This is a genomic window from Methylobacterium oryzae (assembly GCF_021398735.1).
GTDB lineage: Bacteria > Pseudomonadota > Alphaproteobacteria > Rhizobiales > Beijerinckiaceae > Methylobacterium.
Genome location: NZ_CP090349.1, coordinates 3,256,023 through 3,280,532 on the forward strand (window position 1 = coordinate 3,256,023; position 24,510 = coordinate 3,280,532).

Consider the following 24,510-nt stretch of genomic DNA (forward strand, 5'->3'; position numbering starts at 1 on the left):
TCAGGCCGCCTGCAGGCGGCTGCTGGCGGAGGAATCCTGCGCCACGGGCATGTCGGCCCCGGCGATCGGCCGGAATTGCCCGCTCGCGCCGTCGTAGGCCAGGAGGGCACCGGTCTCGATCTCGAAGAACCAGCCGTGCAGCCGCAGGGATCCCTTGGCCAGGGCGGCGGCGACGCTCGGATGGGTGCGCAGATTGGCGAGCTGGACCACCACGTTCTCCAGGGCCAGGGCGTGGTGGCGGGCCTGGGCGTCCATCCCCTCGGGATAGGCCTCGCAGACGATCCGCTCGGCGGCCTCGGCGTGGCGCAACCAGGCCGCGACGCTGGGCATCCGCTTGAGCAGGTCCCGGTTCATCAGCCCCTTCATGGCGCCGCAATCCGAGTGGCCGCAGACCACGATGTCGCGCACGCCGAGGGCCACCACGGCGTACTCGATTGCCGAGGAGACGCCGCCGACCACGTCGGAGGCCGGGGGCACGATGTTGCCGGCGTTGCGGCAGACGAACAGGTCTCCGGGTCCCGCCTGGGTGATGTGCTCGGGCGAGACCCGGGAATCCGCGCAGGCGATGATCAGCGCGCTCGGGTGCTGACCGTCGCGCACCAGCTGCTGGTACATCTGCCGCTGGCCGGGGAAGACGCTGCCCTGGAAGCTGGCGATGCCCTGGATGAGGTTGTTCATGAAGGGTCCCTGAGGCCGGGAGAACCGGAAGGCGAGAGCGGGGAAGGGCGATGCGCCGGAGCGCGCAGCGGTGTTCGGTCGGCTCCGCCCGGCCGGAGGGGCCGGGCGGCGGGTCTCGGTGTCGGGTGACGTGTCGGGTGTCGCGTCGGAGGCCCGGCCTCCGACGTCTCAGCGACGGACCCGGCGGCGCTCCGCGGTTCCGGAGGCCCAGTGCGGGTCGACGACCTGGCCGCGCGCCACGGTGGCCCCAGCCCTGTCGTGAACCATCGGCGCCCCGAGGAGCTGCCCGGACCCGGAGCGCTGCGAGTGCAGCGAGCGCGGGTCGTGGTGCGGGTCGTTGATGTAGGAGCTCATGTGGCCGCCGCCGGCAGCCTGCCGGCTCCCGCCGCCGCCTTCGCCCGCCTGCGCCGCCAGGGGCGCTCCGAGGATTCCGACCACGAGGCCGAGGGCGAGGCCGAAGGCGGGACCGGCCGCGTGGCCGCGAACCGGGAGATGTCGGGACTGGGTGCGGGACTGGATCATGACGTTTCCTCGCTGTTCGACTTGTGGCGAGGGACACCGCATCCCTGCCGATAAGTCGACCCTAGTCTACATTTTCGGAATAGCGTGTGCGCATCGGCACATTGTATCGACGAAAGCTTTAATCCGTGGCGTAAGTACTATCGTGTGCGTCCGCGCACGTCTTTGTCCATCTTGAGAGAGCGGCCGGGATTAAGGACAGATCTGGCGCCGACGGCGCGGAGCGTGTCCTTCCGGCGCGTGTCCTTCCGGCGCGTGTCCTTCCGGCGCGTGTCCGCGGCGCGCAGGGCCGCGCGGCCGCCCTCGCACCGCGGACGCGCGCGCTGTCGGGTGCGGTCGGGACGACGGTCGCCCGGGCCGGAGCGGGGTCAGGCCCGTCCGGTGTGGAGACGCGCCGCGGGCAGGGGATTGGCCGCCACGTAGACGAGGCCGCCGGCCTCGTAGGTGAGGCTGGCGGTCCTGCCTCCGGCGAGGCCCCGCTCGAGCAGGCGGGTGCCGAACCCCTTCCGCGACGGCGAGACGACCGGCGGGCCGCCGCACTCGCGCCAGGTCAGCCGCAGGGTCTCGGTGTCGGGACCCGCCTCCACCGTCCAGGCCAGCGCGGCCCGCCCGCCCGGAACCGACAGGGCGCCGTGCTTGACCGCGTTGGTGCACAATTCGTGCAGGATCATCGTGAGCGCGAGGGCGCCCTCGGGCGGCAGCCGCAGGTCGGGGCCGTCCAGGGTGATGCGCGGGGTGTTCGCACCCGGAGCGTCCCGGTCCGCAGGGTCACGATCCGAAGTCTCCCGACCGGAGGAATCCCGGTTCGACGGATCGCCGCCCACGGGGTCCGGACCCAGGAAGGGCCGCACCGCCTGGGCGGCGATGCCGCGCAGATCCGCGCTCGCCCAGCTCTCGCGGGTCAGGATGTCGTGGGCGCGCGACAGGGCGAGGAGCCGCGCCTCGAAGGCGTCGCGCCCGGCCGCCGCGCCGGCGCCCAGATTCTTCAGGCTCTGCGCCGCCATCGCCTGCACGGTGGCGAGGGTATTCTTCACCCGGTGATTGAGTTCGTCGATCAGCAGCCGGTGGGTCTCGGCGCGCCGGGCCCGCTCGTCCGCCGCCGCCGCGAGGGCGTCGGCGATCATCGCGCCCTCGCGCACGAGGGAGCGGGGCAGCGTCGGCAGGGGCTGGTCGCGGCCCAGGGTCTCGGCCGCGACCGCCAGATCCAGCAGGGGGCGGGCGATCAGGCCGGCGAGCAGCCACGCGAGCAGCGCCGCCGCGAGGGCCACCGCGCTGCCCGCCGCCAGGATGCCCCCGCGCAGGGCCGCCACCGAGATGAGGGCCCGGTCGGCCGTCTGCCGCACCACAACCTGCCAGCCGAGGCCCGGATAGTCGCGGTGGCCGGCCGTGGACGCGCGGGCGCTGAGATACGCGGCGCCGTCCGGCCAGGGGCCGACCCGGCTCGTGCCCTCCGGATCGAGGGGCCGGCCGCCCGCCAGGACCGAGCGGGGCAGGGGGGCGCCCTGCAGGGCGGGCGGCCCGAGGAGCACGGTGCCGTCGCGGGACAGGATCAGGATCTCGGCGCCCTGGCGGTGGCCCCGGAGGCCAGCCTCGAGGATGCGGGCCATGTCGCGCGCCCAGGTCCAGTCGAGATGGGCGGCCAGCACCCCGAGGACGCGGCCGTCCGTCGCCCGCACCGGCGCTGCGACGTCGAGGAGCCGCAGGGGCTCGCGCGCCGCCGCGCGCGCGGCGGCCTCGTCCGGGGGCATCAGCGCCTCGAGGAGCTTGGCCGGGTGCACGTCGCCCACGTAGGGGCCCGCGCGGCCGCCGCGGAAATAGTCGCGGCCGGAGACGTCGGCGCCCTCCAGGGCGCCGGTGCTGGTGACGGAGAAGCGCCCGTCGGCGTCGATCAGCCCGATGATCGAGTAGGCCGGGTAGGTCGCCTGGAGCCGCTCCATCACGGCGCGCTTGGCGGCCGTTCCGGTCCCGGGATCGCGCAGACTGTCCGAGGCGGCGGCGATCTGGATGTCGCGCCAGCGCTCGAACATCCCGATATCGAGGCCCCGGGCCATCTGACCGGCGATCTCGGCGAGCTGGCCGCCGACCTCCGCCTCGAGCCGTCGGGTCGCCTCGCGGCTCACCAGGGCGGCGAGCGTCAGGGTCGTCAGGAAGCCGAGCGTGCCGAAACCCAGGGCCAGCACGACGCGCAGCCGCGGCGCGCGCCACCGGTCACGCCATCCGCCGCGGCGGCCGGTCCGGTCCGCGGGGCCGGCGCAGGGCGCCGCAAGGGATTCCGATCGCGCGACCGCTTGCATCCGATCTCCCTGGGATCGGCCGGCTCCCGGTGGAGGGAGATCGTGCCCGCGATCCCGTCTCAGCACGCGGGGCAGGCCTCAGCAAGGCGGAAACGGGCCTCGGCGATGCAGAATTTCTATCGGGAGTTGCAAATCTGCACCCCGTCGTCCCCCGGCGTCTGGGTGCGGTCCGGGCTGCCGGCCGGGGCCTCAGTCCTCGAGAAGGGCGTGGGCCGCCCGGACCAGGAGCCCGCCCGGCCGGCGCAGGGCGTCGAGCACCGAGAAGTGCTCGGCCCCGGGGACCGGCAGCAGGGAGCCGGGGGCGTGGGCCGCCGCCCGCAGGGCGTGCAGGTTGCGGGCGTCGTGGATCAGCGCCGGCAGTTCGCGGGAGCCGTAGGCGATGCAGAGCGGCTTCGCGATCACCGGGAGCCGCAGGGGCGACAGGGTCTCGATCTCGCCGTCGGTGAGGCTCAGCTTGGCGTCCAGGGAGGTCTGGCGGATCGGCGCGAGGTCGTAGACGCCGGAGATCGCCAGACCCGCCGCCACCGCCGGATGGCCGAGCTGCATCGCGGTGAGCAGCCCGCCCGCCGACCAGCCCGACAGGATCAGGGGACCGCGGATCCCGCGCGCGGCCCCGTGGGCGGCCAGCCAGTCGAGGGCCGCGCCGATCTCCGCCACGATCCGGGAAAGGCTCGCCTCCGGCGCCAGGGTGTAGCCGACCATCGCCACCGACCAGCCGGCGGCGTTCGGGCCCTCCGCGAAGCAGGCGAACAGCTCCCGGGCGCCTCGCTGCCAGTAGCCCCCGTGGATGAAGACCAGGCAGGGCGCCGCCGCGTCCCGCGCCGGGTAGAGGTCGAGGGCGTTGCGGGCGCCGGGGCCGTAGGGCACGTCGAGGCCGGCCGGATGCGCCGCCCGATAGGCGGCCGAGGCCGCGTCCCGGGCGGCCACCTGGGCGGCGCTGTCGGCCACCGCGCGGGTGTTGTCGTAGCAGGCGTCCCGCGCCTCCTGCGCGAGGGTGTCCCAGCGGCGGCGCGGATCCGCGGGGGTCGGATCGTCCAGGCGGAACTCCAGCACCATCGTGTCCGTCTCGGGCCGCTGCGGTCGCCCGCACCATGGCAGGCGGCCGGGCCCGGGTCGAGGCGGTTCAGAAGCCGGGCGCGGCACCCGGGACGGTGCCGCCGTAGCCCCAGCCCGTGAGCGGCGGCGCCGCGACCCGCTCGCGCGTCGCCGGCGCGACCGTGCGGGCGAGGGGCCGGGGCCGCTGCCAGACCCGCCAGAGCGGCCGGTCGCGCGCCGCCATGCGGGCGAGGGTCAGGTCCATGTCGGAGGCCGCGCGGTGATGCGGTCGCCCGGCGTGGGGACCGGCCTGCCGGCGGGCCTCGGCCGGGGCGGCCAGCAGCGGGGCCGTCGGCAGGAGGAGCGTCGGCAAGAGGAGCGTCGACAAGAGGAGCGTCGACAGGAGGACGGCGAGGATCGGGGCGGGACCGGGACGCATGGTCGGGGCTCCGGGACGAGCGGGCCGAAGGGGCCCTACCCGGCGGCTACGCCCGAACGTCGTCCCGGTTCCGGAGCGGCGCCGGCCGGGCCGGGCATTGCCCTGGATCCCCGGAAGGCCGAGAACTCCGGCGGACTCCGCGCCCCTCCGAAACCGATTCGGGAGGGTCGGTGTGCCGGCCGCGGCCCGGCCAAGACCTGGCCAAGACCTAGCCAAGACCCAGCCAAGACCTCCCCACGGCCTCCCCACGACATGGGATCCATGACAGAGTCCGCACAGACCGCCACGCCGCGCCCCGGCACGCCCGATCCGGCGGCGCTGCTCGCCGCGCTCGTCGCCTTCGACACGGTGAGCGCCCGCTCGAACCTGCCTCTGATCGACTGGGCGGAGGCCTATTGCCGCGACCTCGGCGCCGCGGTGGAGCGGGTGCCGGATCCGACGGGCCGGAAGGCGGCGCTGCTGGTCAGCGTCGGACCGTACGAGACGCGCCCCGGCTACGTGCTCTCCGGCCACAGCGACGTGGTGCCGACCGACGGCCAGCCCTGGTCGTCGGACCCGTTCGTCCTGCGGGAGGAGGGCGGGCGGCTCTACGGGCGCGGCACCTCCGACATGAAGGGGTTCCTCGCGGTCTGCCTCGCGCTCCTGCCCGAGATGGTCGCGGCGGAACTCGCCACCCCGATCCACATCGCGATCTCGTACGACGAGGAGATCGGGTGCCTCGGCGTGCGCCCGCTGATCGCCCGGATGCTCGAGCGCGTGCCGCGGCCGCTCGGCTGCTTCGTGGGCGAGCCGACCGGAATGGACGTGGTGGTCGGCCACAAGGGCAAATCGGCCGCCCGCCTCACCTTCCGCGGCAAGGCCAGCCACTCGGCCCTGGCGCCCCAGGGGGTCAACGCGGTCGAGTACGCCGCCCGCTTCATCGAGCATGTCCGCCTGTCGGCGGAGGCCATCGCCCGGGACGGCGCCCGCGACGCGCTCTACGACGTGCCCCACACCACCGGCCTGTCGAGCGTGGTCCGGGGCGGATCGGCGCTCAACATCGTGCCCGACAGCTGCAGCGTCGAGTTCGAGTACCGGGCGATCGGCGCGGACGATGCCGCCGCGCTGGCGGCGTCCGCGATCGCCTACGCCACCGGGACGTTGGCGCCGCTGATGCGGGCCGGCGATCCGGCCTGCGGCGTCGCGGTCGAGCCGCTGATCGATTATCCGGGCCTCGACACCGATCCGGAGGCGGCGATCGTGACCCTGGCCAAGCGCCTCGCGGGCCGCAACGGCCACGCCAAGGTCTCGTACGGCACGGAGGGCGGGCTGTTCGAGCGGCTCGGCGGCGTGCCGGCCGTGGTGATCGGGCCGGGCTCGATCGCGCGCGCCCACCGGGCGGACGAGTACGTCACCCGGGACGAACTCGCGGCCTGCGCGGGCTTCGTGCGGCAGCTGATCGGCGCCTGCGTGACCGGCTCCGCGGCGGCGTCCCAGGGTGCGCTCCCGGGCTGAACCGGCCTCCGCGCCGGTCGGGCGCGCCGCCGGTCCGCGGAGCCTCCGCCGCGCGGCGCGATCTCACCAGGGCGATCTCACCAGGGGATGCGACCGAAGCGGTCGACCAGCCGCCGGTACTCGGCCTCGCTCTCGGCCCTCGACGTCCCGCCCTGGCCGACATCCGAGCTTCCGGAGCCCGGATGCACGAGGCGGCACACCAGCGGCAGGACGAAGCCGTGGCGCGCGAGCTGCACGTTGGGGCCGCCGAGCTGGAGGACGTTGGCGAGCCACGGGCGGACCAGGGAAGCATGCTGCAGCGTGACGGGCGCCGTCGCCTCGACGAGGTGGGCGCGGCGCAGGCCGGTCTCGGCGAGGCGGCCGAGCCACTCGTTGTCGTAGTGCCACTTCGCGGCCGGGCTGATCGCGCCGACCTGCGCGAAGGTCGTCCGCCGCATCAACCAGCCCGACGGCGTCGCGAAGTCGTTGATCCGCACCACCTCGCCGGCCTCGTCGGTCTCGAGCTGCGTCGAGGAGACGAAATCGAAGCGGTCCAGGGCGCGGACGGCGACGCCCAGATAGGGCGGCAGCCAGCGATCGTCGTCCTCGAGGAAGCCGACGAGGTCCCAGCTGTCGTCGACGGCGGCGATGGCGGCGTTCAGCGCGGGGATCTGGCCCTTGCGCGCGCCGCGCGCGAAGGTGACCTGCGGGTGCGCGGCGAGCCGTGCCGGGATCTCGGTCCCGGGATCGGTCCCGACGAAGAAGTGGATCGTCGCCGGCCGGTCGAGCTCCTGGGCGTTGGCGCTCGCGATCGCGTGCTCCAGGAAGTACGGGCCGGCCTCTCCGGCCAGGGTCGAGGGTTTGAGCCGCGACGGCGTGATGACGCGATTCGCATGGTCAAGGCTCGCCGGTTCTGCGGATACGGTTTGCGGTCCGGTTCCCCCGATCTGCGCGCCGTCACGCGTGATCACCGCGCGTCGACCGAGAGAGACTTGCAGAACTGGAGCCGAGACGGGACCGTGCCTGTCAAGTCTCGGACGATCGGTTCGGGTTGAGTTCAATAATGATCGAAAAAGTTTCGAGCTACTGTATACATCGAGATCGATCGATCGGCCGAAAATCGATCCGAAATTCCGGAAATTTCCGGTGTTCCATTATTTTCGCGAAACGGCTTGAATCATTGTTGCCGCGATGCCACCCTCGCTCGAAGAAGCGCGGCATGCCGGGCGGCAGAGCCCCTCCCGGCCGGCACCGGCCCGCCGCGGAGGAAACCTTCGCGCCGCTCGCGGCTTGGATCAGCGCCTTGGATCACCGCCTTGGATCAGCGGTCCGCACCGGGCCGGGTTGAGGGAGACCCTTCAGAGCATGGCCAGCCTCAGCGTCGCGATCACGTTCGGCGTCCGCCTGCTCCTCGTGCTGCTGTTCCTGCCGTTCAGCGCCCTCGACAAGATCCTGAACTTCAGGGGCGCGGTCGGGCAGGCGCGGCAGGCCGTGCACGCCACCGCGCCCGCGGCGGCGCTGATCCTGATCGGGCTCTGCGTCGAGATCGGGATGTCGCTGTGCATCCTGACCGGGACCGCCGACCGGGCCGCCGCCTTCGTGCTCGCCGGCTATTGCGGGGTGACGGCGCTGCTGTGGAAGCAGTTCTGGGTGCCGGGGGATTTCTGGGCCGGGGGCAGGGGCCGCGAGCTGTTCTGGGACTTCCTGAAGAACTTCGCGCTGGCGGGCGGCTTCCTGCTCATCACCTTCGGCACCGGCGCCGGGACGGTCCAGGACTTCCTCGCCGATCCGCTCGGATCGACCCATCCCTACGCGATCGCCGACCGGGCCCGGCCGTAGCGGGGCGCGGTCTGCGGGGCTCGATCTGCGGGGCTCGGCGCGGCGAGGCCCTCAGCCCTTCGGCACGGTGGCTTCCATGGACGGGCGGCCCTCGAACTCCGCGTACCAGGCGGCGACCGCCGGGCGGCCCTCCCGCCACGCGAGATCGGGGAAGCGCAGGTCCAGGTAGCCGAGCGCGCAGCCCAGCGCGACCGTGCCGATATCCAGCGCCGGCATCCCGCCGACCAGGCTCTCGAACCGGTCCAGCGCCGCGCGGACCTTGCCGACCTGACCGGCCTCCCAGGCGTCCCAGCGGTGGGGCTCGGGACGCAGCACCCGCTCGTAGCGGGTGAGCAGCGCCGCATCGAGCAGGCCGTCGGCGAGCGCCTGCCGGGTCAGCGCGTCCCAGCGGGCGGCGCCCTCGGGGAACAGGCGCGGGCCGGCGGAGAGGTTGTCGAGATACTCGCAGATCACCCGGCTGTCGTAGAGGGCTGTGCCGTCCTCCAGCACCAGGGCGGGGATCTTGCCCAGCGGATTGTGGGCGGCGACCTCCGCGGAGGGGCCGGTCGGCGAGGCCCCCGCGACGGTGACGGCGATCCGGTCGATCAGTCCCGTCTCGTGGGCGAGGACCAGCACCTTGCGGGCGTAGGGAGAGGCGGGGGAGTAGAGGAGCTTCATCGGACCGTCCCGGTTTGGTCTCAGGCGCCGTGATCGCGGCGCCGGGACCTTGCACCGATACCGCGGGGAATCCAGTCCCCGGCGCCCCGCCGGAGGCTCAGACCTTCCGGGTCACCCTGGAGCCGGCATGGACCACCCGGCTGCGGCTCCGGCCCGAACTCGGGCGTCGCACCCGCACCCGCTGGCGCCAGACGAGGATGGCGCTCGCCACCCGATCGAGGACGAGCATGCACAGGCTGCCGACGATGGCGAGCACGCAGGCGGCCCCGATCAGGACGCCCCAGATCCCGGGGGCCGGGATGATCATCAGGCACAGGAGACCGAAGACGGCCGCGCCAGGTATCCACTTCGCCATCGCGCCGTCCGCCTGAACCAAGGGTGTCGCTCGGGCACAAGCTGCACCGAGACCCTTAAGAGGGTTGGTTCGACTGGTGTGTAGGCGAATAGTTTCGTCTCTAGAAGATATGAATCTGTCAGTCTCGGTTTATGTACGGTAAATACGGCGGTGAATATGGTCGGTCATCGGCGTCCCGGGACCTGATCTCAATCCACCAGCGACAAGGTCCGTCCGGCGCTGACCAGATGGTAGAAGCGGCCGTCGAACATCTGCATCACCGCCTCGGTGGCGGCGTGCGATTCCGGGCGGATCGACGAGGCGAGGCAGGCGTCCAGGGCCGCCTGGTCGGGGAAGTCCATCTCCAGGATCATGGCGATCGGCCGCGCGTCGTCGTCCTTGGAGACGAGGCGCTGGACCCGCACGGCGGTGACGCCCGGGAACCGCTGCCAGAACGGCTCCAGCTCGTCCCGGACCCGGCGGAAGAACTCCTCCTCCCGCCCGTCGCGCACCGTGCCCTCGTAGATCGCGGTCCTGGTCAGCATCGGCCGTCCCCCGGAAGTCCCCGTCAAACCCCCGGGTCAACCGCCGGCGGCGGGGATTGCTCCCCGCGATGATCCGGCAGCGCTCCGGCAGCGCTCCGGCGGTGACAACGCGCACCGGCTGTCGGCGGAATCGGCCGCCGGCGGGACGGACGGGCTTCTCCCCCGCGGCCGGTCGGCGTATTCAGGGACAGCCCATCGTGACGATGCGGGAGAGACCGGGATCTTCCCAGCAGAGGGGACCCGGCGCCGACGGAGCAACCGCCCCGGAAACTCTCAGGCACCGGAACCGTGTCGTCAGGGCGATCTGGAGAGTGGTGCAGCGGGCTGAAACCGTGGGCACCCGCCGAAGGGGACGTCCGTGCCTCGCCTCGCCAGGGCGGGTCGGATCAAGCTCTCAGGCACCGGGACAGATGGGGCGCGCAACCGGCCGACCGCTCGAGGGCGGCCTCCACGCGTCCAGTCCCGGAGTCCAAGCTCATGACCCACATCGCCGTGATCGGCGCCGGCATCACCGGCGTGACGACCGCCTACGCGCTCGCCCAGCGCGGCTACCGCGTCACCGTCCTCGATCGGCAGCGCTACGCCGCCATGGAGACCTCCTTCGCCAATGGCGGCCAGCTCTCGGCCTGCAACGCCGAGGTCTGGAACAAGCTCTCCACGGTGATGCAGGGCCTGCGCTGGATGCTGCGCCGGGACGCGCCGCTGCTGATGAATCCCAAGCCCTCCTGGCACAAGCTGTCGTGGATGGCCGAGTTCGTCCGCGAGATCGCCCATTACCGGGAGAACACCGTGGAGACGGTGCGGCTGGCGCTGAAGGCCCGGGAGGCCCTGTTCGCCATGGCCGAGGCCGAGGGGATCGACTTCGACCTGAAGACCCGCGGCATCCTGCACTTCTACCGGGACCGGGCGAGCTTCGAAAAGGCCACCGCCGTCAACGCCCTGCTGCGGGAGGGCGGCCTGGAGCGCTACGCCGTGACCCCCGAGGAGATCCAGGCGATCGAGCCGACGCTGGCCGGGCGCTACCACGGCGGCTTCTTCACGCCCTCGGACGCCACCGGCGACATCCACAAATTCACCCGCGGCCTCGCGGCCGCCTGCGCGCGCAAGGGCGTCCGCTTCGTCCAGGACGCCAGCGTCGAGACGATCGCGCCCGGGGAGGGGGGCTACGCCGTCGGCTGGCGCGAAGCGGGCCGGCCGGCCGGCGACGCGCGGTTCCTGCGGGCCGACGCGGTGGTGGTCTGCGCGGGCTGCGCCAGCCGGCACTTCGCGGCGATGCTGGGCGACCGGGTCAACGTCTACCCGGTGAAGGGCTACTCGATCACCGTGAACCTGCTGACCCCGGAGGCGCAGGCGGCGGCCCCGGAGGTGAGCATCCTCGACGAGGCGGCCAAGATCGTCACCAGCCGCCTCGGCGACGAGCGCCTGCGGGTCGCCGGCACCGCCGAGTTCAACGGCTTCAACCGCGACATCCGCCACGACCGGATCGAGCCGCTGGTCGACTGGACCCGCGAGCAGTTCCCGCGCGTCGACACCGACCGGGTGGTGGCCTGGAGCGGGCTGCGACCGATGCTGCCGACCATGCTGCCCAAGGTCGGCCGCGGCCGACTGCCCGGAATCTTCTACAACACCGGGCACGGCCATCTCGGATGGACCCTCTCGGGCGCCACCGCCGAGCTCGTCGCCGGGGCGGTCGCCGCCGAGCACGCCCCGGAGCCGACGATCCTGCCGCTCGCGGCCTGACCCGGGTCTCCGAAGGGCCCGAGGCCCTTCGGCAGGTTGTCAGGGCGGAGCCCTGACGCGCAGCGCGGCGCGCCGTCCCATCCTCGAACAGGGGGCGCGCCGTCGAAGATTATTTTGTATTCTCTTTCCGAACCACCCCGGAACCCGAGCCGCGATGCCCTCGTCTCCCGCCTATCTCGACCCCGCGACCGGGGCGACCTACCCGATCGAGACGCCGCGCTGGCGCTCCGAGACGGGCGGTCCGCTGATGATCACCGACCTGCCGGGAATCGGGCGGGCGGAGATCGACACGGGCCGGCGCTCCCTCTGGCGCTACGCCGCCGCCCTGCCGGTGGCGGTGGCCGACCCGGTCACGCTGGGCGAGGGCTGCACCCCGCTGGTGCGCCGGCCCTGGCGGGGCGGCCACGCCCATTTCAAGCTCGAGTGGTTCGCGCCCTCCGGCAGCTTCAAGGACCGGGGCGCCGCCGTGATGCTGTCGATCCTGCGCCAGCAGGGGATCGACGCGGTGCTGGAGGATTCCTCCGGGAACGGCGGCGCCGCGGTGGCGACCTACGCGGCGGCCGCCGGGATGCGGGCCAAGATCCTGGTCCCGGCCTCGACCTCGCCGGCCAAGACCGTGCAGATGCGCGCCGTCGGCGCCGAGGTCGAGCTGATCCCCGGCTCCCGCCAGGACACCGCCGACGCGGCCGTCCGGCAGGCAGACTCGATCTTCTACGCCAGCCACAACTGGCAGGCGCATTTCCTCCAGGGCACCAAGACCCTCGCCTACGAGCTGTGGGAGGATCTGGGGTTCCGCGCGCCCGACAATGTCATCATCCCCTGCGGCGCGGGCAGCAACATCCTCGGCTGCGATATCGGCTTCTCGGAGCTGCTGCGCCGGGGGGAGATCGCCCGCCTGCCGCGGCTCTACGCGGTGCAGCCGGCCCACTGCGCGCCCCTGCACGCGGGGTTCGAGGCCGGCGCGGAGGATTTCGTGCCGGTGACGCCCCGCCCGACCCTCGCGGAGGGCGCCTCGATCGCCCAGCCGGTCCGCGGCCGGGAGGTGCTGGCGGCGCTCCGCCGCTCCGGCGGCGGCACCGTGGCGGTCTCCGAGGACGCCATCGAGGCGGCCCTGATGGAGCTCGCCCGGTCGGGCCTCTACGTCGAGCCGACCTGCGCCATGGCGGCGGCGGCGCTCACCGACCTCACCGCGCGCGGCGCGATCCGGCCCGAGGAGACCACCGTGGTGGTGCTCACCGGCACCGGCATCAAGGCGACGCCGCGCATCGCCGAGCTTCTGGGCCTCGCCCCGTAACCCGGCTCCCCCCGCCACGAGATCCGCACGCGTTCAGGAGGACACACCATGCGCAACAACATCCCCGCCACCGTCGGGATGCCGGTCGAGGAGGTGGACACCCCCTGCCTGCTGGTCGACCTCGATGCCCTCGAGCGCAACGTCGACACGCTCGGACGCTTCATGAAGGCGCACGGCCTGCGCCACCGGGCGCATGCCAAGACCCACAAGTCGTCCGACATCACGGTCCTGCAGATCGAGCGGGGCGGCGCCTGCGGCGTCTGCTGCCAGAAGGTCAGCGAGGCCGAGGCGCTGGTGAGCGCCGGCATCCGCGACGTGCTGGTCTCCAACCAGGTGGTGGCGCCGAAGAAGATCGAGCGCCTCGCGGCGCTCGCCACCCGGGCGCGGGTGCTGGTCTGCGTCGACGACCTCGGCAATGTCGACGACCTCTCGGCGGCGGCGGTCCGGTACGGCGTCACCCTCGAGTGCCTCGTGGAGATCGACGTCGGCGCCGGCCGCTGCGGCGTCGCGCCGGGCGAGCCCGCTCTGGCGATCGCGAAGAAGATCGCGGGGGCGCCGGGCCTGCGCTTCGCGGGCCTGCAGGCCTACCAGGGCAAGGCCCAGCACGTGCGCGATTTCGGCGAGCGGAAGGCCCTGATCCAGACGGCGATCGACGAGACGAAGCGCACCGTCGACCTGCTCAAGGCCGAGGGGCTCGACTGCGCCATCGTGGCGGGGGCCGGCACCGGCAGCTTCGCCATGGAGGGCGGCAGCGGCGTCTACAACGAGCTGCAATGCGGCTCCTACGTCTTCATGGACGCGGACTACCAGCGGGTGAAGGACGCGGACGGGCGGCCGATCGCGGAGTTCGAGAACAGCCTGTTCATCTACACGGCGATCATGAGCAAGGCGAAGGCGGACGTCGCGATCTGCGATGCCGGCCTGAAGGCGCAGAGCATCGACAGCGGCCTGCCGGTGGTCTTCGGCCGGGACGACGTCGAGTACGTCAAGTGCTCGGACGAGCACGGGGTGATCAGCGATCCCGGCAACGTGCTGAAGCTCAACGAGCGCCTGAAACTGATCCCCGGCCATTGCGACCCGACGGTCAACGTCTACGACTGGTACGTGGGCGTGCGGAACGGCCGCGTCGAGGCGATCTGGCCGGTCACCGCCCGCGGCATGACGTTGTAACGGGATTCCGAAGGGCCGAGGCCCTTCGGCGGGGCGTCGGGGCGGCGCCTCGACATCGGGCTCCGCCCGATACCCGCGAAAGGTCTCGACCTTTCGAAACCATGACTCGGGAGGTCCCTGAATCCATGCGCTTCATCTCCGAGGAGGACTCCGCCGCCCTGGTCGATCACGCCATGGCGTTCGACGCGGCCCGCGCGGCGCTGATCGCCGCGGTGGCGCCGGGGACCACCCTGTTCCCGGCGGTGCTCGGCCACGGCTCGGAGCCGACCAACCGGTTCTCGATCAAGTCGGGCTCCACGGCGGACTATGCCGGCCTGAAGGTCGGCTCGTTCTGGCCCGGCAATCCCGATCGGGGCCTGCCGCGGCACAATTCGGTGATCCTGCTGTTCGACCAAGCCGTCGGCCGGGTCGACACGGTGATCGAGGCCGGGCGGGTGAACGCCTACCGGACCGCCGCCGCCGACGCGGTGGCGGCGAGCGTCCTGGCGCGGCCGGACTCGGCGGTGCTGGCGGTGTTCGGGGCCGGCAACCAGGCCGAGTTCGAGTGCGCGGCGCTCGCCCGGGTCCTGCCGATCCGGACGGTGCTGGTCGTCGCCCGGGACGCCGCCAAGGTCGCGGGCTTTGCCGAGCGCCTGGCGGGGCAGGGGGCGTCCGGGCTCGACGTGCGGGCGGCCGCGCCCCGGGAGGCCTGCGCGGCGGCCGACGTGATCGTCACGGCGACGCCGGCCCGCGCGCCGCTGTTCGAGGCCGACTGGGTCCGCCCCGGCACGCACGTCGCCGCCATGGGGGCGGACGCGAAGGGCAAGCAGGAGCTGCCCCCCGCCCTGCTGGAGCGGGCGGCCCTGTTCTGCGACCTGCCGGAGCAGTCGCGCACCATCGGCGAGTTCCAGCACGCCTCCGCGGACGCCCAGGCCGGAATGCGGGCGCTCGGCGACGTGCTCCGGAGCGGGGAGGGGGGCCGGACGGATCCGGAGGCGATCACCGTGTTCGATTCCTCCGGCATCGCCCTGCAGGACCTGACCATCGCCCGGGCGATCCTCGCCAAAGCCGACGCGCGCCTGTAGGGGGAGGGCCGGCGCCGGCCCTCCCCGCCCCGGCGGAGGACGGCATGCAGGACAGGCAGATCCGGGTCATCGGCATCGGCACGGGCGATCCCGAGCACTTGACCCTCCAGGCGGTGCGGGCGCTCGCCGACGTCGACGCGGTGTTCCTCCTTGACAAGCGCGCCGAGACCGCCGACCTCGTCGAGATCCGCCGCCGGATCTGCGCGGCCCATATCGCCAAGCCACACCGGTTCGTCACCGTCGAGGACCCGCCCCGGGAGCGCCGCCCGGCCGATTACGGGCGCACGGTCGAGGCCTGGCACGCGGCCCGGGCCGAGCGGCTGGAGGCGGCCTTCGCGGCCCATCTCGGGGCCGGGGAGGTGGGGGCGATCCTGGCCTGGGGGGACCCGGCCCTCTACGACAGCGTCCTGCGCATCCTCGACCACATCCTGGCCCGCGGGCGCGTGCCGTTCCGGCGCCTCGTCGTGCCCGGGCTGTCCAGCGTGCAGGTCCTCGCCGCCCGCCACGGCGTCCCGCTGAACGGCATCGGCGGGTCGGTGCTGATCACCACCGGCCGGCGCCTCGCCGCGGGGTGGCCGGCGGAGGCGGAGAGCGTCGTGGTGATGCTCGACGGCGACCCGGCCTTCGCGCATCTCGACCCGGACCTGACGATCCACTGGGGCGCCTATCTCGGCAGCCCGGACGAGATCCTGGTCTCGGGCCGGCTGGGCGACGCGGGCGACGAGATCCGCCGGGTCCGCGCCGAGGCCCGGGCCCGGCACGGCTGGATCATGGACATCTACCTGCTGCGCCGTGACCGCGCCGCCACGGACAGGGCCGGCGCGGCCGGCTAGACCGCCGCCATGCTGCGCCTGCGGGACTACCAGCGCGCCAGCCTCGACGCGCTCTCGGCCGCCTGGGCGCGGGGAGGGGCGGACGACGCGGCGCCCGGCCACCTGATCGTGCTGCCCACCGGGGCGGGCAAGGCGCTCGTGATCGCGGCGCTGGCCCGGGAAACCCTTGAGGAGAACCCCCTCGCCCGGGTGGCGATCGTCACCCACAGCCGCGAGCTGGTCGCCCAGAATTTCTCCGAGCTGACCCGGTCCTGGCCGGGGGCGCCGGCCGGGATCTTCTCGGCCGGGCTCCGGCGGCGGGAGGCCGAGGCGCAGGTGCTGGTCTGCGGCATCCAGTCGGTGGCCGACCGGCTCGACACGGTGGGCCCGCGCGACCTCGTGATCGTCGACGAGGCCCACCTGATCCCCCGCGCCGCCGATACCCGCTACGGCCGCTTCCTGGCTGGCCTGCGCGCGCGGACCCCCGGGCTGCGGGTGGCGGGCTTCACGGCCACGCCCTACCGGCTCGATTCGGGCCGGCTCGACGAAGGCGAGCACCGGCTGTTCTCCGGCATCGCCTACGAGGCCGACACGTTCACGCTGATCCGGCGCGGCTTCCTGGCGCCCCTCGTCTCCAAGGCGACCCTCACCCAGCTCGACGTCTCGGGCGTCGGCCGGCGCGGGGGCGACTACATCCCGGGCGAGCTGGAGGCGGCGGTCAACCGCGACTGGATCACCCGGGCGGCGGTCGCGGAGCTCGCGGAGTACGGGCGTGCCCGCCGGGCCTGGCTCGCCTTCTGCGCCGGCCTCGCCCACGCGGAGGCCGTGCGCGACGCGGTGCGGGCGGAAGGGTATTCCTGCGAGAGCGTCTCGGGCGAGACACCCCGCCGGGAGCGCGACCGGATCGTGGCGGCGTTCCGGGCGGGAAAAATCCGCTGCCTGACCTCGGTGGGCGTGCTCGGGACCGGTTTCAACGTGCCCGAGGTCGATCTCGTGGCGCTGCTGCGCCCGACCCGCAGCACCGGCCTCTACGTGCAGCAGGTCGGCCGGGCGCTGCGCTGCGCGCCCGGCAAGGCCGACGCGCTGATCCTCGATTACGCCGGTCTGGTGCGGATGCACGGGCCCGTGGACGCCGTGACGGTCCGGAGCGCCACCCAGGGACTGGGCGGGGCAGGGGCCCCGCGCGCCAAGCCCTGCCCCGGCTGCGGCGCCCTGATCGCGCTGAACGCCTCCACCTGCGAGGCGTGCTGGACCGAGCCGGAGGCGGACCCGGACGCCGAGGCCCCGCACGAGGCCGCCGCCGACGACGAGCTGGCGATCCTCTCGGCGGATCCCGGGCTGCCCGGTCCCGAGCCGGCGGGCCCTGCCCCGGTGGCGGAGGCCGGCGGGCAGGAGGCTGCTCGGCAGGAGGCCGCCTGGCATCCGGTCACGGCCCTGAAGCTCGAGGCCGCACCCGACGGGCTCGACCTCGTCCTCGGCTGGCGGGACGGCCCCGCCGAGGCTGCGTGGCGCGTCCGCCTGCGGCCCGAGCGCAGCGGCTACGAGCGGGAGAAGGCGGTGTCCTGGTGGCGCGGCCTCGGCGGCGGCCGGGACGCGCCAATGAGCGCCGCGGAATTCCTGGAGCGCGCCGCGCTCCTGGCCCGGCCGGCCTCGATCCGGATCCGGCCGGGCCGGCTGTCGGAGCATATCGACTGTCGGACCCGGGATGGCCGGATCCTCGGCGACGTGCGCCGCCTGGGCGGGCGCGCCGCGTGAGGCGGCGCGAGTCGCGGCGGGGAGGGGGCTCGGACCGCCCTCGCCCGATCCGGATGCCGCCGAGCCGAGCGGGCCTCGACGCCGGGCCGCACCGCCCGGATCCGGAGGCGGCCGGAGACGAGCTCCCATCCGGGCTCGCAGCCGGCCACTCACAGCGGCTCAGCCGGCGGACCACCCCTCACCCAGCCCGATTTTCTCCCTGCATTCCATAATATATCTTATGCGAACAAGGCAGCAGCTGTGGGGGCTGGGTTGTCGGGTGCTGGGCGCCTCGACCTGGAGGCCGCGCGGTTGGATCAGGGCTGCTGATCGGACGTCAGGTCGAGGCCGCAGGGTTGAAAGGCCGTGCGCCGCCGCCGGGCATGTTCGGCTCCGACCCGGGCCGCGACGTGCCCGTCGTCGCGCGCGACGCGGCGTGATCGCCGCGGCGGGCGCGGGGACGAAGGGGCCGACGGGCGCCGAAGTCCGACGCTCCCGGGCAGGGCGGTCGGGTCAGGGGCCGGAGGCCCCTCCCCGCGGCGGACGGACTGGAACGACGCACGGCCGAGCGCTGCCGCGGCGCTCCGGCTAGCTCAGCGTCGCGCGCGGTGGCTGCCCGGCTCTTCGGGCGTGGCCGCCCGCGCACCCGGCGGCGGCGATCTCCGACGCGCCCGGCGCGGTCCTGTCAGCGCGGGCGAGGGCACCTGCGTGTCCGGCCGGGCTCACCGGTCCCCTGCCCTGCCTGTCTGACCTGCCTGTCTGACGGCTCCCGAGCCGGATGGCCAACCCGGCGGGGCCATCCAGGCCGGCGGTGCGCGCACCGCGTCAGCGCATCACCGACACGCTGGTCAGCCAGAGCCGGCAGAGCCGCGGCCAGAGGGCGACCGGCGCCTCCGACCGGCCGATCCCGAAACCGTGGCCGCCGACCGCGAAGCGGTGGTACTCGACCGGTACGCCCGCTTCGCGGCAGGCCGCGTCCAGGATGCGGCTGTGCTCCGGGCTGATGACCGCGTCGTCGTCCGCCTGCACGAGGAACAGTGTCGGGCAACCGGACCGGATATGGGTCTGGAGCGACCAGTCCCGGCTCGCCGCCGGGCTCGGGGTCTCGCCGACGAGGGACCGCCGGGTGGTCGTGCGGTCGTAGGGCGGCTCCAGGCTCACCACGGGGTAGATCAGCGTCGCGAAGTCGGGCCGCGCCGACAGGTCGTCGGCCGCGTCGACGGGGTCGTAGGCCCGGAACGCGGAGCGCGCGGCGATGAGGCCGCCGAGGTGCCCGCCGGCGGAGAAGCCGAGCACGCCGACGCGGGCCGGGTCGATCCGGAAGCGCGCGGCCGCGGCGCGGATCAGGCGCAGGGCCCGCTGCCCGTCCTGGAGCGGCGCCAGGGGGCCCGCCGCCCAGCCCTCACCCGGCAGGCGGTAGGTGAGCACGAAGGCCGCGATGCCCTGCGCGGCGAGCCAGAGCGCGGCGGGGAGCGCCTCCTTGACCATCCCGATCCGGGCGTAGCCGCCGCCGGCGACGAGGACCGCCACGCCGGTCGGCGTCTCCGGGGCGTACACCTCCAGGACCGGCACGGCGACGTTCTTCACGGCGCCGCTGTCGTCGCGGACCGGCGGACCCTGCGGACCGCCGCCGCCCGGCGGCTCCCCCGGCCAGAGCGGGATCCGCTCCGGTGCCCCGACGGCGTCGGCCCCCCGCGCGGACAGGACGGCCGAACCCGCGGCCAGGGTGAGGAGCAGAGAGCGGCGGTCGGGCACGAAACCGGGCATGGGCCCCCTCGCGACGGGCGCGGTCCCGTGCGGCCCGGTAGGCAAGACCGCCGTGCCGGATCGGTTCCCGGTCGGGCGCCGGTCCGGGGCTACAGGACCCGCGGCAGCAGCCGGCCGAGGAGATCCCGCCCCGGGAACCGGACCGGCGGCATCCGCAGGTCCGGCGCCGGCTCATCGCCGGGGATCGGCCCCTCGGCGAAGCGGGCCCCGGCGGACCAGAACCCGTCCCGCCGCGTGCCGATCATGCCGAGCCCGACGGGCTCCCGCGTCGCGTCGGGGCGCAGCCGTCCCGCCGCCCAGACGCGCTGCCAGCACCGGCGCCGCGACAGGTCGGCGTCCCGCCAGCCCAGCCGCGCGTAGCCGGCCGCCGCGAAGACCCGGTCCCCGGCGAAATCCTCCGGAATCCAAACCCAGCTCGAGAACACGTGGACCGTGTCGGCACGGAAGCCGGCCGGATCCACCGCCCGCGTGTAGGCGCTCAGAGCCGTCGCCCGGTGCCGGCCGACATGCCGGCGCAGGCGCCCCGGCAGCGCCAGCGCCTCCGGGAAGGCGGCGGCGTCGAGGCGGGTCGGTGCCGCGCCGCGCTCCAGCGCGTAGACGCTGTCCACGAGGTGCATCCAGGGTTCGAGATCGACCTCCCAGGCCTGCTCCACCGGCGCGAACCGGCGGACCCGTCCCGCGATCAGCCGGTCGGCGACGCGCCGGGCGGGCTCGGGAACCCAGTCCGGCCCGGCCTCGGTCACGCGGAGCAGCGTCGCGGGCCCGTGCGCACGGACCGCCTCGGCCAAGCGGGCGAAATCGGCCTCGGGCTCGTCGCGGCCGACCTTGCGCACCAGGATCTTCGACCCGTCGGCGAGCTCGTCCAGCAGCTTGCGCTTGAGATGGGCCAGCCGGCCGTACTCCCGCTCCAGCAGCACCTCCGGCTCGATCGAGCCGGCCGGGTGCCCGGTATTCGCCCAGATGTTGTAGGCGACGCTGTGGCAGTAATAGGTGCCGCCGGAACTCACGGAGAGCCGCAGGTCGCCCGGCACGCCGAAATCCGCGAAGCCGCAGCGCAGGCCGCGGATCAGGTCCTCCATGGGCGTGTAGGAGAAGCGCAGCAGGCCGGAAGGCTCGACCCCGCCGTAGCGCTGCACGAACCCGAACTCGCAATTGTCGCCGAGGCTCCGAAAGGCGTGGAGCCGTTCGGCGAGGAGCGCCGCCGTCGTCCTGTTCTCGGTCACTGCATCCGCTCTGTCTCGCCGCGCCCGTCGCACCCCGATCGCGGCGGGGTAGGGCCATTGTCCAGTCCCCGCCCCCTCGTCGGGGCGCGCCCCACGCTCAGCCGGCCGGGGGCGCCTCCGGGGTTACCTCCAGGGGCACTTCCAGGCGGAAGCAGGCGCCCTTCTCTCGGACCGGGATCGTCAGGCTGCCGCCGAGCTGGCGCGTGAGGCTGCCGACCACCCGCATGCCCAGGCTCTTCGAGCTGCGCCCGATCTCGAACCCCGCCGGAAGGCCGATCCCGTCGTCGGCAACCTCGACCACGAGCCCCTCCGGCCGCCGCTCGGCGCGGACCCGGATCTCGCCGCCCGCCGGGTGCGTCTCGGTCGGGTAGGCGTATTTCAGCGCGTTGGTGACGAGTTCGTTGACCAGGAGGCCGATGGGAATCGCCCGGTCGGCCGAGATCCGCTGCGGGCAGGCCGTGCAGGTAAGCCGCTGACCCGGCACGCCGCTGGCGAGGTTGGCCACCAGCTTCTCCAGGAAGGGCGCGAGGTCGAGCTCGCCCGGCACCCCCTCCCCTTCACCCTCTACCTTGTCACCTTGCCGCCAGAGCTGGTCGTGCACGCCCGCGATCGCCTCGACGCGGCTGCGCGCGTCCGACAGAGCCGCCTGAACGGCGGGTTCCTCGGCGGCCCGGGCCTGCAGGGCCAGGAGGCTCGCCACGATGGCGAGGCTGTTCTTGACCCGGTGGCTCATCTCGCGGGCGAGCAGGTCCTGCCGGGCGAGGGCGGCCCGCAGCAGGCTCTCGGTGCGCTGGCGCTCGATGGCGCCGCCGAGCAGGTTGGCGAAGCCCTGCATGAAGGCGATGTCGGCCTCCGCGAACATGCCCTCGCGGGTATCGTCCACCTCCAGCACCCCGAAGGCGCCGTCCCGGTTCTCGATCAGCACGTTGATCGCCCGGCGGATGCCGTGCTCGGCCATGAGCTGCGGCGTGCGGAACCGGGTCTCGTCGGCGAGGTGGTTGGAGATCACAGGCCGGCCGGTCTTGAGGGCGAATCCGGCCGGGGAGGCGAGATCGGCCCCGATCCGGGCCTTGCCGATCACGTCGGGCCCCCAGCCGACACCGGCCCGGACCAGCAGGGTGTCGGCGCCGCGCCGATATTCCAGGGCCTTGCAGAACTCGGCGCCCATGCCCTGCGCGCACAGTTCCGCGGCCCGCTGCAGCAGGTGGTCGACGTCGGTGCCGCGCAAGGCCTCGACACCGAACTCCGACAGGATCGCCTGCTGGCGCAGGCGATAGTCGAGATCGGGCGGCGCGGGCGCGCGGCGCGGCTCGGGGCTCGGTTCCACTTCGGTCTGGTCGGTCTGCGGAGTCATGGAGGGCGGCAGGGTAGCAGGAAGGTGGCCCCGGCGCGAAGCGTCGTCGCCCGGAGGAGCGCACGCGTCCTCGCACCCGTCGCCGCGAGTGTCGTCGTACGTGTGGTCGCACGTGTCGTCGCACGTGTCGTCGCACCCCGGCGGCCGCCCGGACCCCCCGGCCCCGTACGGCGTTCGTCCGTCGAGCACGCTTTGACGAATGCGTGGAGAAACGCGCGGAGGAACGCACGCATGGCCGACGACCTGAACGGACTCTCCGACAAGGCCCTCTCGATCCTCGCCTTCGCGGCCTATCACCGGCTCGTCAGCGGCGAGACGGTCACCTCGGTGATCCGCCGTGACGGCGCCGGCCACGAGGCCGACCCGGAGGGCGTGAAGGAGCTGGAGGGGCGCGGCCTCGTCACCGCCGGCGAGAGCGCCATCGACCTCGGCGAGACCGCGCAGGCGGCGGTCGAGACGATGGTCACCGCCCTGCGCCGGGAGGTCGGCCGCTGAGTGCGGCATCCCGGCCGTGGAAACCCGGGAACGCGCCCGCCGCCGGGCGCCTTTCCCCGCATCCACGCCCTCATTCACGCTCATATCCACGATGGAGACGCGCATGACCGCCAAGGCGAAGGTGAAGACCGGGGACGACGTCACCTACAAATGGGGCAAGGGCACCGTCTCGGGTGAGGTGACCAAGGTCCACACGCGGGACGTGGAGAAGACCATCAAGGGCAACACGGTGAAGCGCGAAGCCTCAAAGGCCGAGCCCGCCCTCGAGATCAAGACCGCCAAGGGCAAGACCGTGCTGAAATCGGCCTCTGAGGTCCGGGTCAAGTCGGCGTAAGCGCGCAACCTTCGCGTGCCGTGATCTTGCGCACATCGCTTTCTGCTTAAGGTCTCGCCGGAAGCGGGGCGGCGGCTATCTGTAACGGTTCCAGCCTCGGTAGCCGGGACCCCCGCATGACCATTCCCCTCAGGCTCACCCTGAACGGGCAGCCGCGCGAGATCGCCCTCGACGATCCGCGCGTCACCCTCCTCGATCTCCTGCGCGAGCGCCTCGGTCTGACGGGCGCCAAGAAGGGCTGCGACCGCGGCCAGTGCGGCGCCTGCACGGTCCTGGTGGACGGGCGCCGGATCAACAGCTGCCTGACCCTCGCCGCGAGCCTCGACGGCGCCGAGGTGCTGACCATCGAGGGGCTCGCCGAGGGCGACCGGCTGCACCCGGTCCAGGCGGCCTTCATCGCCCATGACGGCTTCCAGTGCGGCTTCTGCACGCCGGGCCAGATCATGAGCGCGGTCGGCCTGATCCGCGAGGGCCAGGCCGGGACCGATCCGGAGCGCATCCGCGAGGGCATGAGCGGCAATCTCTGCCGCTGCGGCGCCTACGCGGGGATCCTGGACGCCGTGCAGGACGCGGCCGCCCGGACCTCGGAGCAGCGGGAGGACGCGGCGTGAGGACCTTCGACTACATCCGCCCCGCGAGCGTGCCCGAGGCCGTGGCGGCCGGCCAGCAGCCGGGCACCGCCTTCCTCGCCGCCGGCACCAACCTCGTCGACCTGATGAAGGGCGGTGTCGCCACCCCGGAGCGGGTCGTCGACATCACCCGCCTCCCTGGCCTCTCGGCCATCGAGCGGCTGCCGGACGGCACCGCCCGGGTCGGGGCCCTGGTCCGCAACAGCGACCTCGCCCACGACCCGGCCTTCGCCAAGGCCTACCCGATGGTGGCCGAGGCCCTGCTGGCCGGCGCCTCGGCGCAGCTGCGCAACGCCGCCACGGTCGGCGGCAACCTGATGCAGCGCACCCGCTGCCAGTACTTCACCGACGCGGTCTCGCCCTGCAACAAGCGCGCGCCCGGCTCCGGCTGCGCGGCCCTGGGGCACGCCACCCGCATCCACGCGGTCCAGGGCTGGAGCGAGCACTGCATCGCCACCCACCCGTCCGACTTCTGCGTGCCGCTCGCCGCCCTCGACGCGGTGGTCGAGATCGCCGGGCCGGACGGTGCCCGGGAGGTGCCGCTCACCGCGTTCCACCACCTTCCCGGCGACCACCCGGAGCGGGAGACCGAGCTGCGGGCCGGCGAGCTGATCACCGCCCTGCGCCTGCCCCCCGAGGCGGCCGCGTTCCGGGGCAATGCCCGCTACCTCAAGGTCCGCGATCGCACCTCCTACGCCTTCGCGGTGGTCTCGGCGGCGGCCGCCCTCACCCTGGAGGCCGGAGGCCGGATCGGCCAGGCCCGGCTCGCCCTGGGCGGGCTGGCGCTCAAGCCCTGGCGGGTGGCGGAGGCTGAAGCCGCGCTCGCCGGGCAGGCACCCTCCCCCGAGGCTTTCGCGAAGGCCGCCGAGGCCGCGCTCGCCGGCGCCAAGCCCACCGGTGAGGCCAACGCCTTCAAGGTCGAGCTCGCCCGCCGGGTGGCGATCCGCGCGCTGACCCAGGCCGCCGCGGGCACGCCCGCACGGATCCCGGCCCTCCCCGCCTCCCCGTTCGGCATCGTCTGACCCTGCCCCCGGTCGGCGGCTCCAGGGCCGTCTTTGCGAGCGGAGCGAAGCAACCCAGG

At 73.6% G+C, this 24,510-nt stretch carries 24 protein-coding genes and 2 riboswitches; of the genes, 12 read left to right on the forward strand and 12 right to left on the reverse strand.

Translation table 11 applies throughout. The features are described 5' to 3' along the window. The 5 genes from LXM90_RS15510 to LXM90_RS15530 form a co-directional block, all read right to left on the reverse strand. Entirely contained in the window at positions 1-678 is a 678-nt protein-coding gene (locus LXM90_RS15510; RefSeq protein ID WP_020095513.1) for a carbonic anhydrase, read from the reverse strand. Positions 679-846: 168 nt separating this feature from the next. Further along, positions 847-1,200 carry a hypothetical protein gene (locus LXM90_RS15515; protein WP_020095514.1) on the reverse strand — a complete coding sequence of 118 codons (354 nt, stop codon included), beginning with the start codon at positions 1,198-1,200 and terminating at the stop codon, positions 847-849. A gap of 365 nt (positions 1,201-1,565) precedes the next feature. Further along, on the reverse strand, positions 1,566-3,491 hold the full coding sequence (locus tag LXM90_RS15520) for a sensor histidine kinase (RefSeq protein ID WP_020095515.1): 1,926 nt from the start codon (positions 3,489-3,491) through the stop codon (positions 1,566-1,568). A 189-nt stretch (positions 3,492-3,680) separates the two neighbouring features. Next, complete coding sequence (locus LXM90_RS15525) at positions 3,681-4,547, reverse strand: alpha/beta hydrolase (protein ID WP_020095516.1); 867 nt, start codon at positions 4,545-4,547, stop codon at positions 3,681-3,683. 67 nt (positions 4,548-4,614) lie between these two features. Then, positions 4,615-4,965, reverse strand: coding sequence for a hypothetical protein (locus LXM90_RS15530; RefSeq protein WP_020095517.1), 351 nt, complete (start codon positions 4,963-4,965; stop codon positions 4,615-4,617). Positions 4,966-5,226: 261 nt separating this feature from the next. Here LXM90_RS15530 and argE point away from each other — a divergent pair, with 261 nt between their 5' ends. Then, entirely contained in the window at positions 5,227-6,459 is a 1,233-nt protein-coding gene (gene argE / locus LXM90_RS15535) for an acetylornithine deacetylase (RefSeq protein ID WP_020095518.1), read from the forward strand. Positions 6,460-6,536: 77 nt separating this feature from the next. Here the strand turns inward: argE and LXM90_RS15540 are convergent, their stop codons facing one another. After that, complete coding sequence (locus LXM90_RS15540; RefSeq protein WP_020095519.1) at positions 6,537-7,409, reverse strand: glycosyltransferase family 2 protein; 873 nt, start codon at positions 7,407-7,409, stop codon at positions 6,537-6,539. 394 nt (positions 7,410-7,803) lie between these two features. Between LXM90_RS15540 and LXM90_RS15545 the strand changes: the two genes are divergently transcribed. Then, a complete protein-coding gene (locus LXM90_RS15545; protein WP_020095520.1) occupies positions 7,804-8,277 on the forward strand; it encodes a DoxX family membrane protein in 474 nt (157 codons plus the stop codon). A 51-nt stretch (positions 8,278-8,328) separates the two neighbouring features. Here the strand turns inward: LXM90_RS15545 and LXM90_RS15550 are convergent, their stop codons facing one another. The 3 genes from LXM90_RS15550 to LXM90_RS15560 all read right to left on the reverse strand — a co-directional run bounded on the left by LXM90_RS15550 (position 8,329) and on the right by LXM90_RS15560 (position 9,813). Further along, on the reverse strand, positions 8,329-8,934 hold the full coding sequence (locus LXM90_RS15550; RefSeq protein WP_020095521.1) for a glutathione S-transferase: 606 nt from the start codon (positions 8,932-8,934) through the stop codon (positions 8,329-8,331). A gap of 97 nt (positions 8,935-9,031) precedes the next feature. Beyond that, positions 9,032-9,289 carry a hypothetical protein gene (locus tag LXM90_RS15555; RefSeq protein ID WP_026605306.1) on the reverse strand — a complete coding sequence of 86 codons (258 nt, stop codon included), beginning with the start codon at positions 9,287-9,289 and terminating at the stop codon, positions 9,032-9,034. 188 nt (positions 9,290-9,477) lie between these two features. Then, entirely contained in the window at positions 9,478-9,813 is a 336-nt protein-coding gene (locus tag LXM90_RS15560; protein WP_020095523.1) for an ethyl tert-butyl ether degradation EthD, read from the reverse strand. Between the two features lie 196 nt (positions 9,814-10,009). After that, positions 10,010-10,112: riboswitch (glycine riboswitch) on the forward strand. A gap of 3 nt (positions 10,113-10,115) precedes the next feature. Next, a riboswitch (glycine riboswitch) is annotated at positions 10,116-10,225 on the forward strand. Between the two features lie 65 nt (positions 10,226-10,290). On the opposite strand from LXM90_RS15560, the gene LXM90_RS15565 reads away from it, so the two are divergent. The 6 genes from LXM90_RS15565 (at position 10,291) to LXM90_RS15590 (ending at position 17,648) form a co-directional block, all read left to right on the forward strand. Next, positions 10,291-11,553 (forward strand): D-amino acid dehydrogenase, encoded by a 1,263-nt coding sequence (locus LXM90_RS15565; protein ID WP_020095524.1) that lies wholly within the window; start codon positions 10,291-10,293, stop codon positions 11,551-11,553. Between the two features lie 154 nt (positions 11,554-11,707). Then, a complete protein-coding gene (locus LXM90_RS15570) occupies positions 11,708-12,847 on the forward strand; it encodes a pyridoxal-phosphate dependent enzyme (RefSeq protein WP_020095525.1) in 1,140 nt (379 codons plus the stop codon). Between the two features lie 48 nt (positions 12,848-12,895). Then, complete coding sequence (locus tag LXM90_RS15575; protein ID WP_020095526.1) at positions 12,896-14,017, forward strand: DSD1 family PLP-dependent enzyme; 1,122 nt, start codon at positions 12,896-12,898, stop codon at positions 14,015-14,017. A 125-nt stretch (positions 14,018-14,142) separates the two neighbouring features. Next, positions 14,143-15,081 carry an ornithine cyclodeaminase family protein gene (locus LXM90_RS15580; RefSeq protein WP_020095527.1) on the forward strand — a complete coding sequence of 313 codons (939 nt, stop codon included), beginning with the start codon at positions 14,143-14,145 and terminating at the stop codon, positions 15,079-15,081. 44 nt (positions 15,082-15,125) lie between these two features. Further along, positions 15,126-15,914 carry a precorrin-6A synthase (deacetylating) gene (gene cobF, locus LXM90_RS15585; protein WP_020095528.1) on the forward strand — a complete coding sequence of 263 codons (789 nt, stop codon included), beginning with the start codon at positions 15,126-15,128 and terminating at the stop codon, positions 15,912-15,914. A 9-nt stretch (positions 15,915-15,923) separates the two neighbouring features. Beyond that, positions 15,924-17,648 (forward strand): DEAD/DEAH box helicase, encoded by a 1,725-nt coding sequence (locus tag LXM90_RS15590; protein ID WP_020095529.1) that lies wholly within the window; start codon positions 15,924-15,926, stop codon positions 17,646-17,648. Between the two features lie 804 nt (positions 17,649-18,452). Here the strand turns inward: LXM90_RS15590 and LXM90_RS15595 are convergent. The 3 genes from LXM90_RS15595 to LXM90_RS15605 all read right to left on the reverse strand — a co-directional run bounded on the left by LXM90_RS15595 (position 18,453) and on the right by LXM90_RS15605 (position 21,971). Beyond that, positions 18,453-19,394: an alpha/beta hydrolase gene (locus LXM90_RS15595; protein WP_234080765.1), complete on the reverse strand. Its 942-nt coding sequence runs from the start codon at positions 19,392-19,394 to the stop codon at positions 18,453-18,455. A gap of 89 nt (positions 19,395-19,483) precedes the next feature. Next, entirely contained in the window at positions 19,484-20,617 is a 1,134-nt protein-coding gene (locus LXM90_RS15600; RefSeq protein ID WP_091677267.1) for a hypothetical protein, read from the reverse strand. A gap of 97 nt (positions 20,618-20,714) precedes the next feature. Continuing rightward, entirely contained in the window at positions 20,715-21,971 is a 1,257-nt protein-coding gene (locus LXM90_RS15605; RefSeq protein WP_234080766.1) for a sensor histidine kinase, read from the reverse strand. 231 nt (positions 21,972-22,202) lie between these two features. Here LXM90_RS15605 and LXM90_RS15610 point away from each other — a divergent pair, with 231 nt between their 5' ends. The 4 genes from LXM90_RS15610 to LXM90_RS15625 all read left to right on the forward strand — a co-directional run bounded on the left by LXM90_RS15610 (position 22,203) and on the right by LXM90_RS15625 (position 24,451). Further along, positions 22,203-22,466 (forward strand): hypothetical protein, encoded by a 264-nt coding sequence (locus LXM90_RS15610; protein WP_020095533.1) that lies wholly within the window; start codon positions 22,203-22,205, stop codon positions 22,464-22,466. A gap of 103 nt (positions 22,467-22,569) precedes the next feature. Next, positions 22,570-22,800, forward strand: a complete 231-nt coding sequence (locus tag LXM90_RS15615; RefSeq protein ID WP_042673358.1) for a DUF2945 domain-containing protein — start codon at positions 22,570-22,572, stop codon at positions 22,798-22,800. Positions 22,801-22,916: 116 nt separating this feature from the next. Further along, positions 22,917-23,411, forward strand: a complete 495-nt coding sequence (locus tag LXM90_RS15620; protein WP_020095535.1) for a (2Fe-2S)-binding protein — start codon at positions 22,917-22,919, stop codon at positions 23,409-23,411. Continuing rightward, positions 23,408-24,451, forward strand: coding sequence for an FAD binding domain-containing protein (locus LXM90_RS15625; protein WP_020095536.1), 1,044 nt, complete (start codon positions 23,408-23,410; stop codon positions 24,449-24,451). The genes LXM90_RS15620 and LXM90_RS15625 overlap by 4 nt, the downstream gene beginning before the upstream one ends. Positions 24,452-24,510 lie beyond the last annotated feature (59 nt).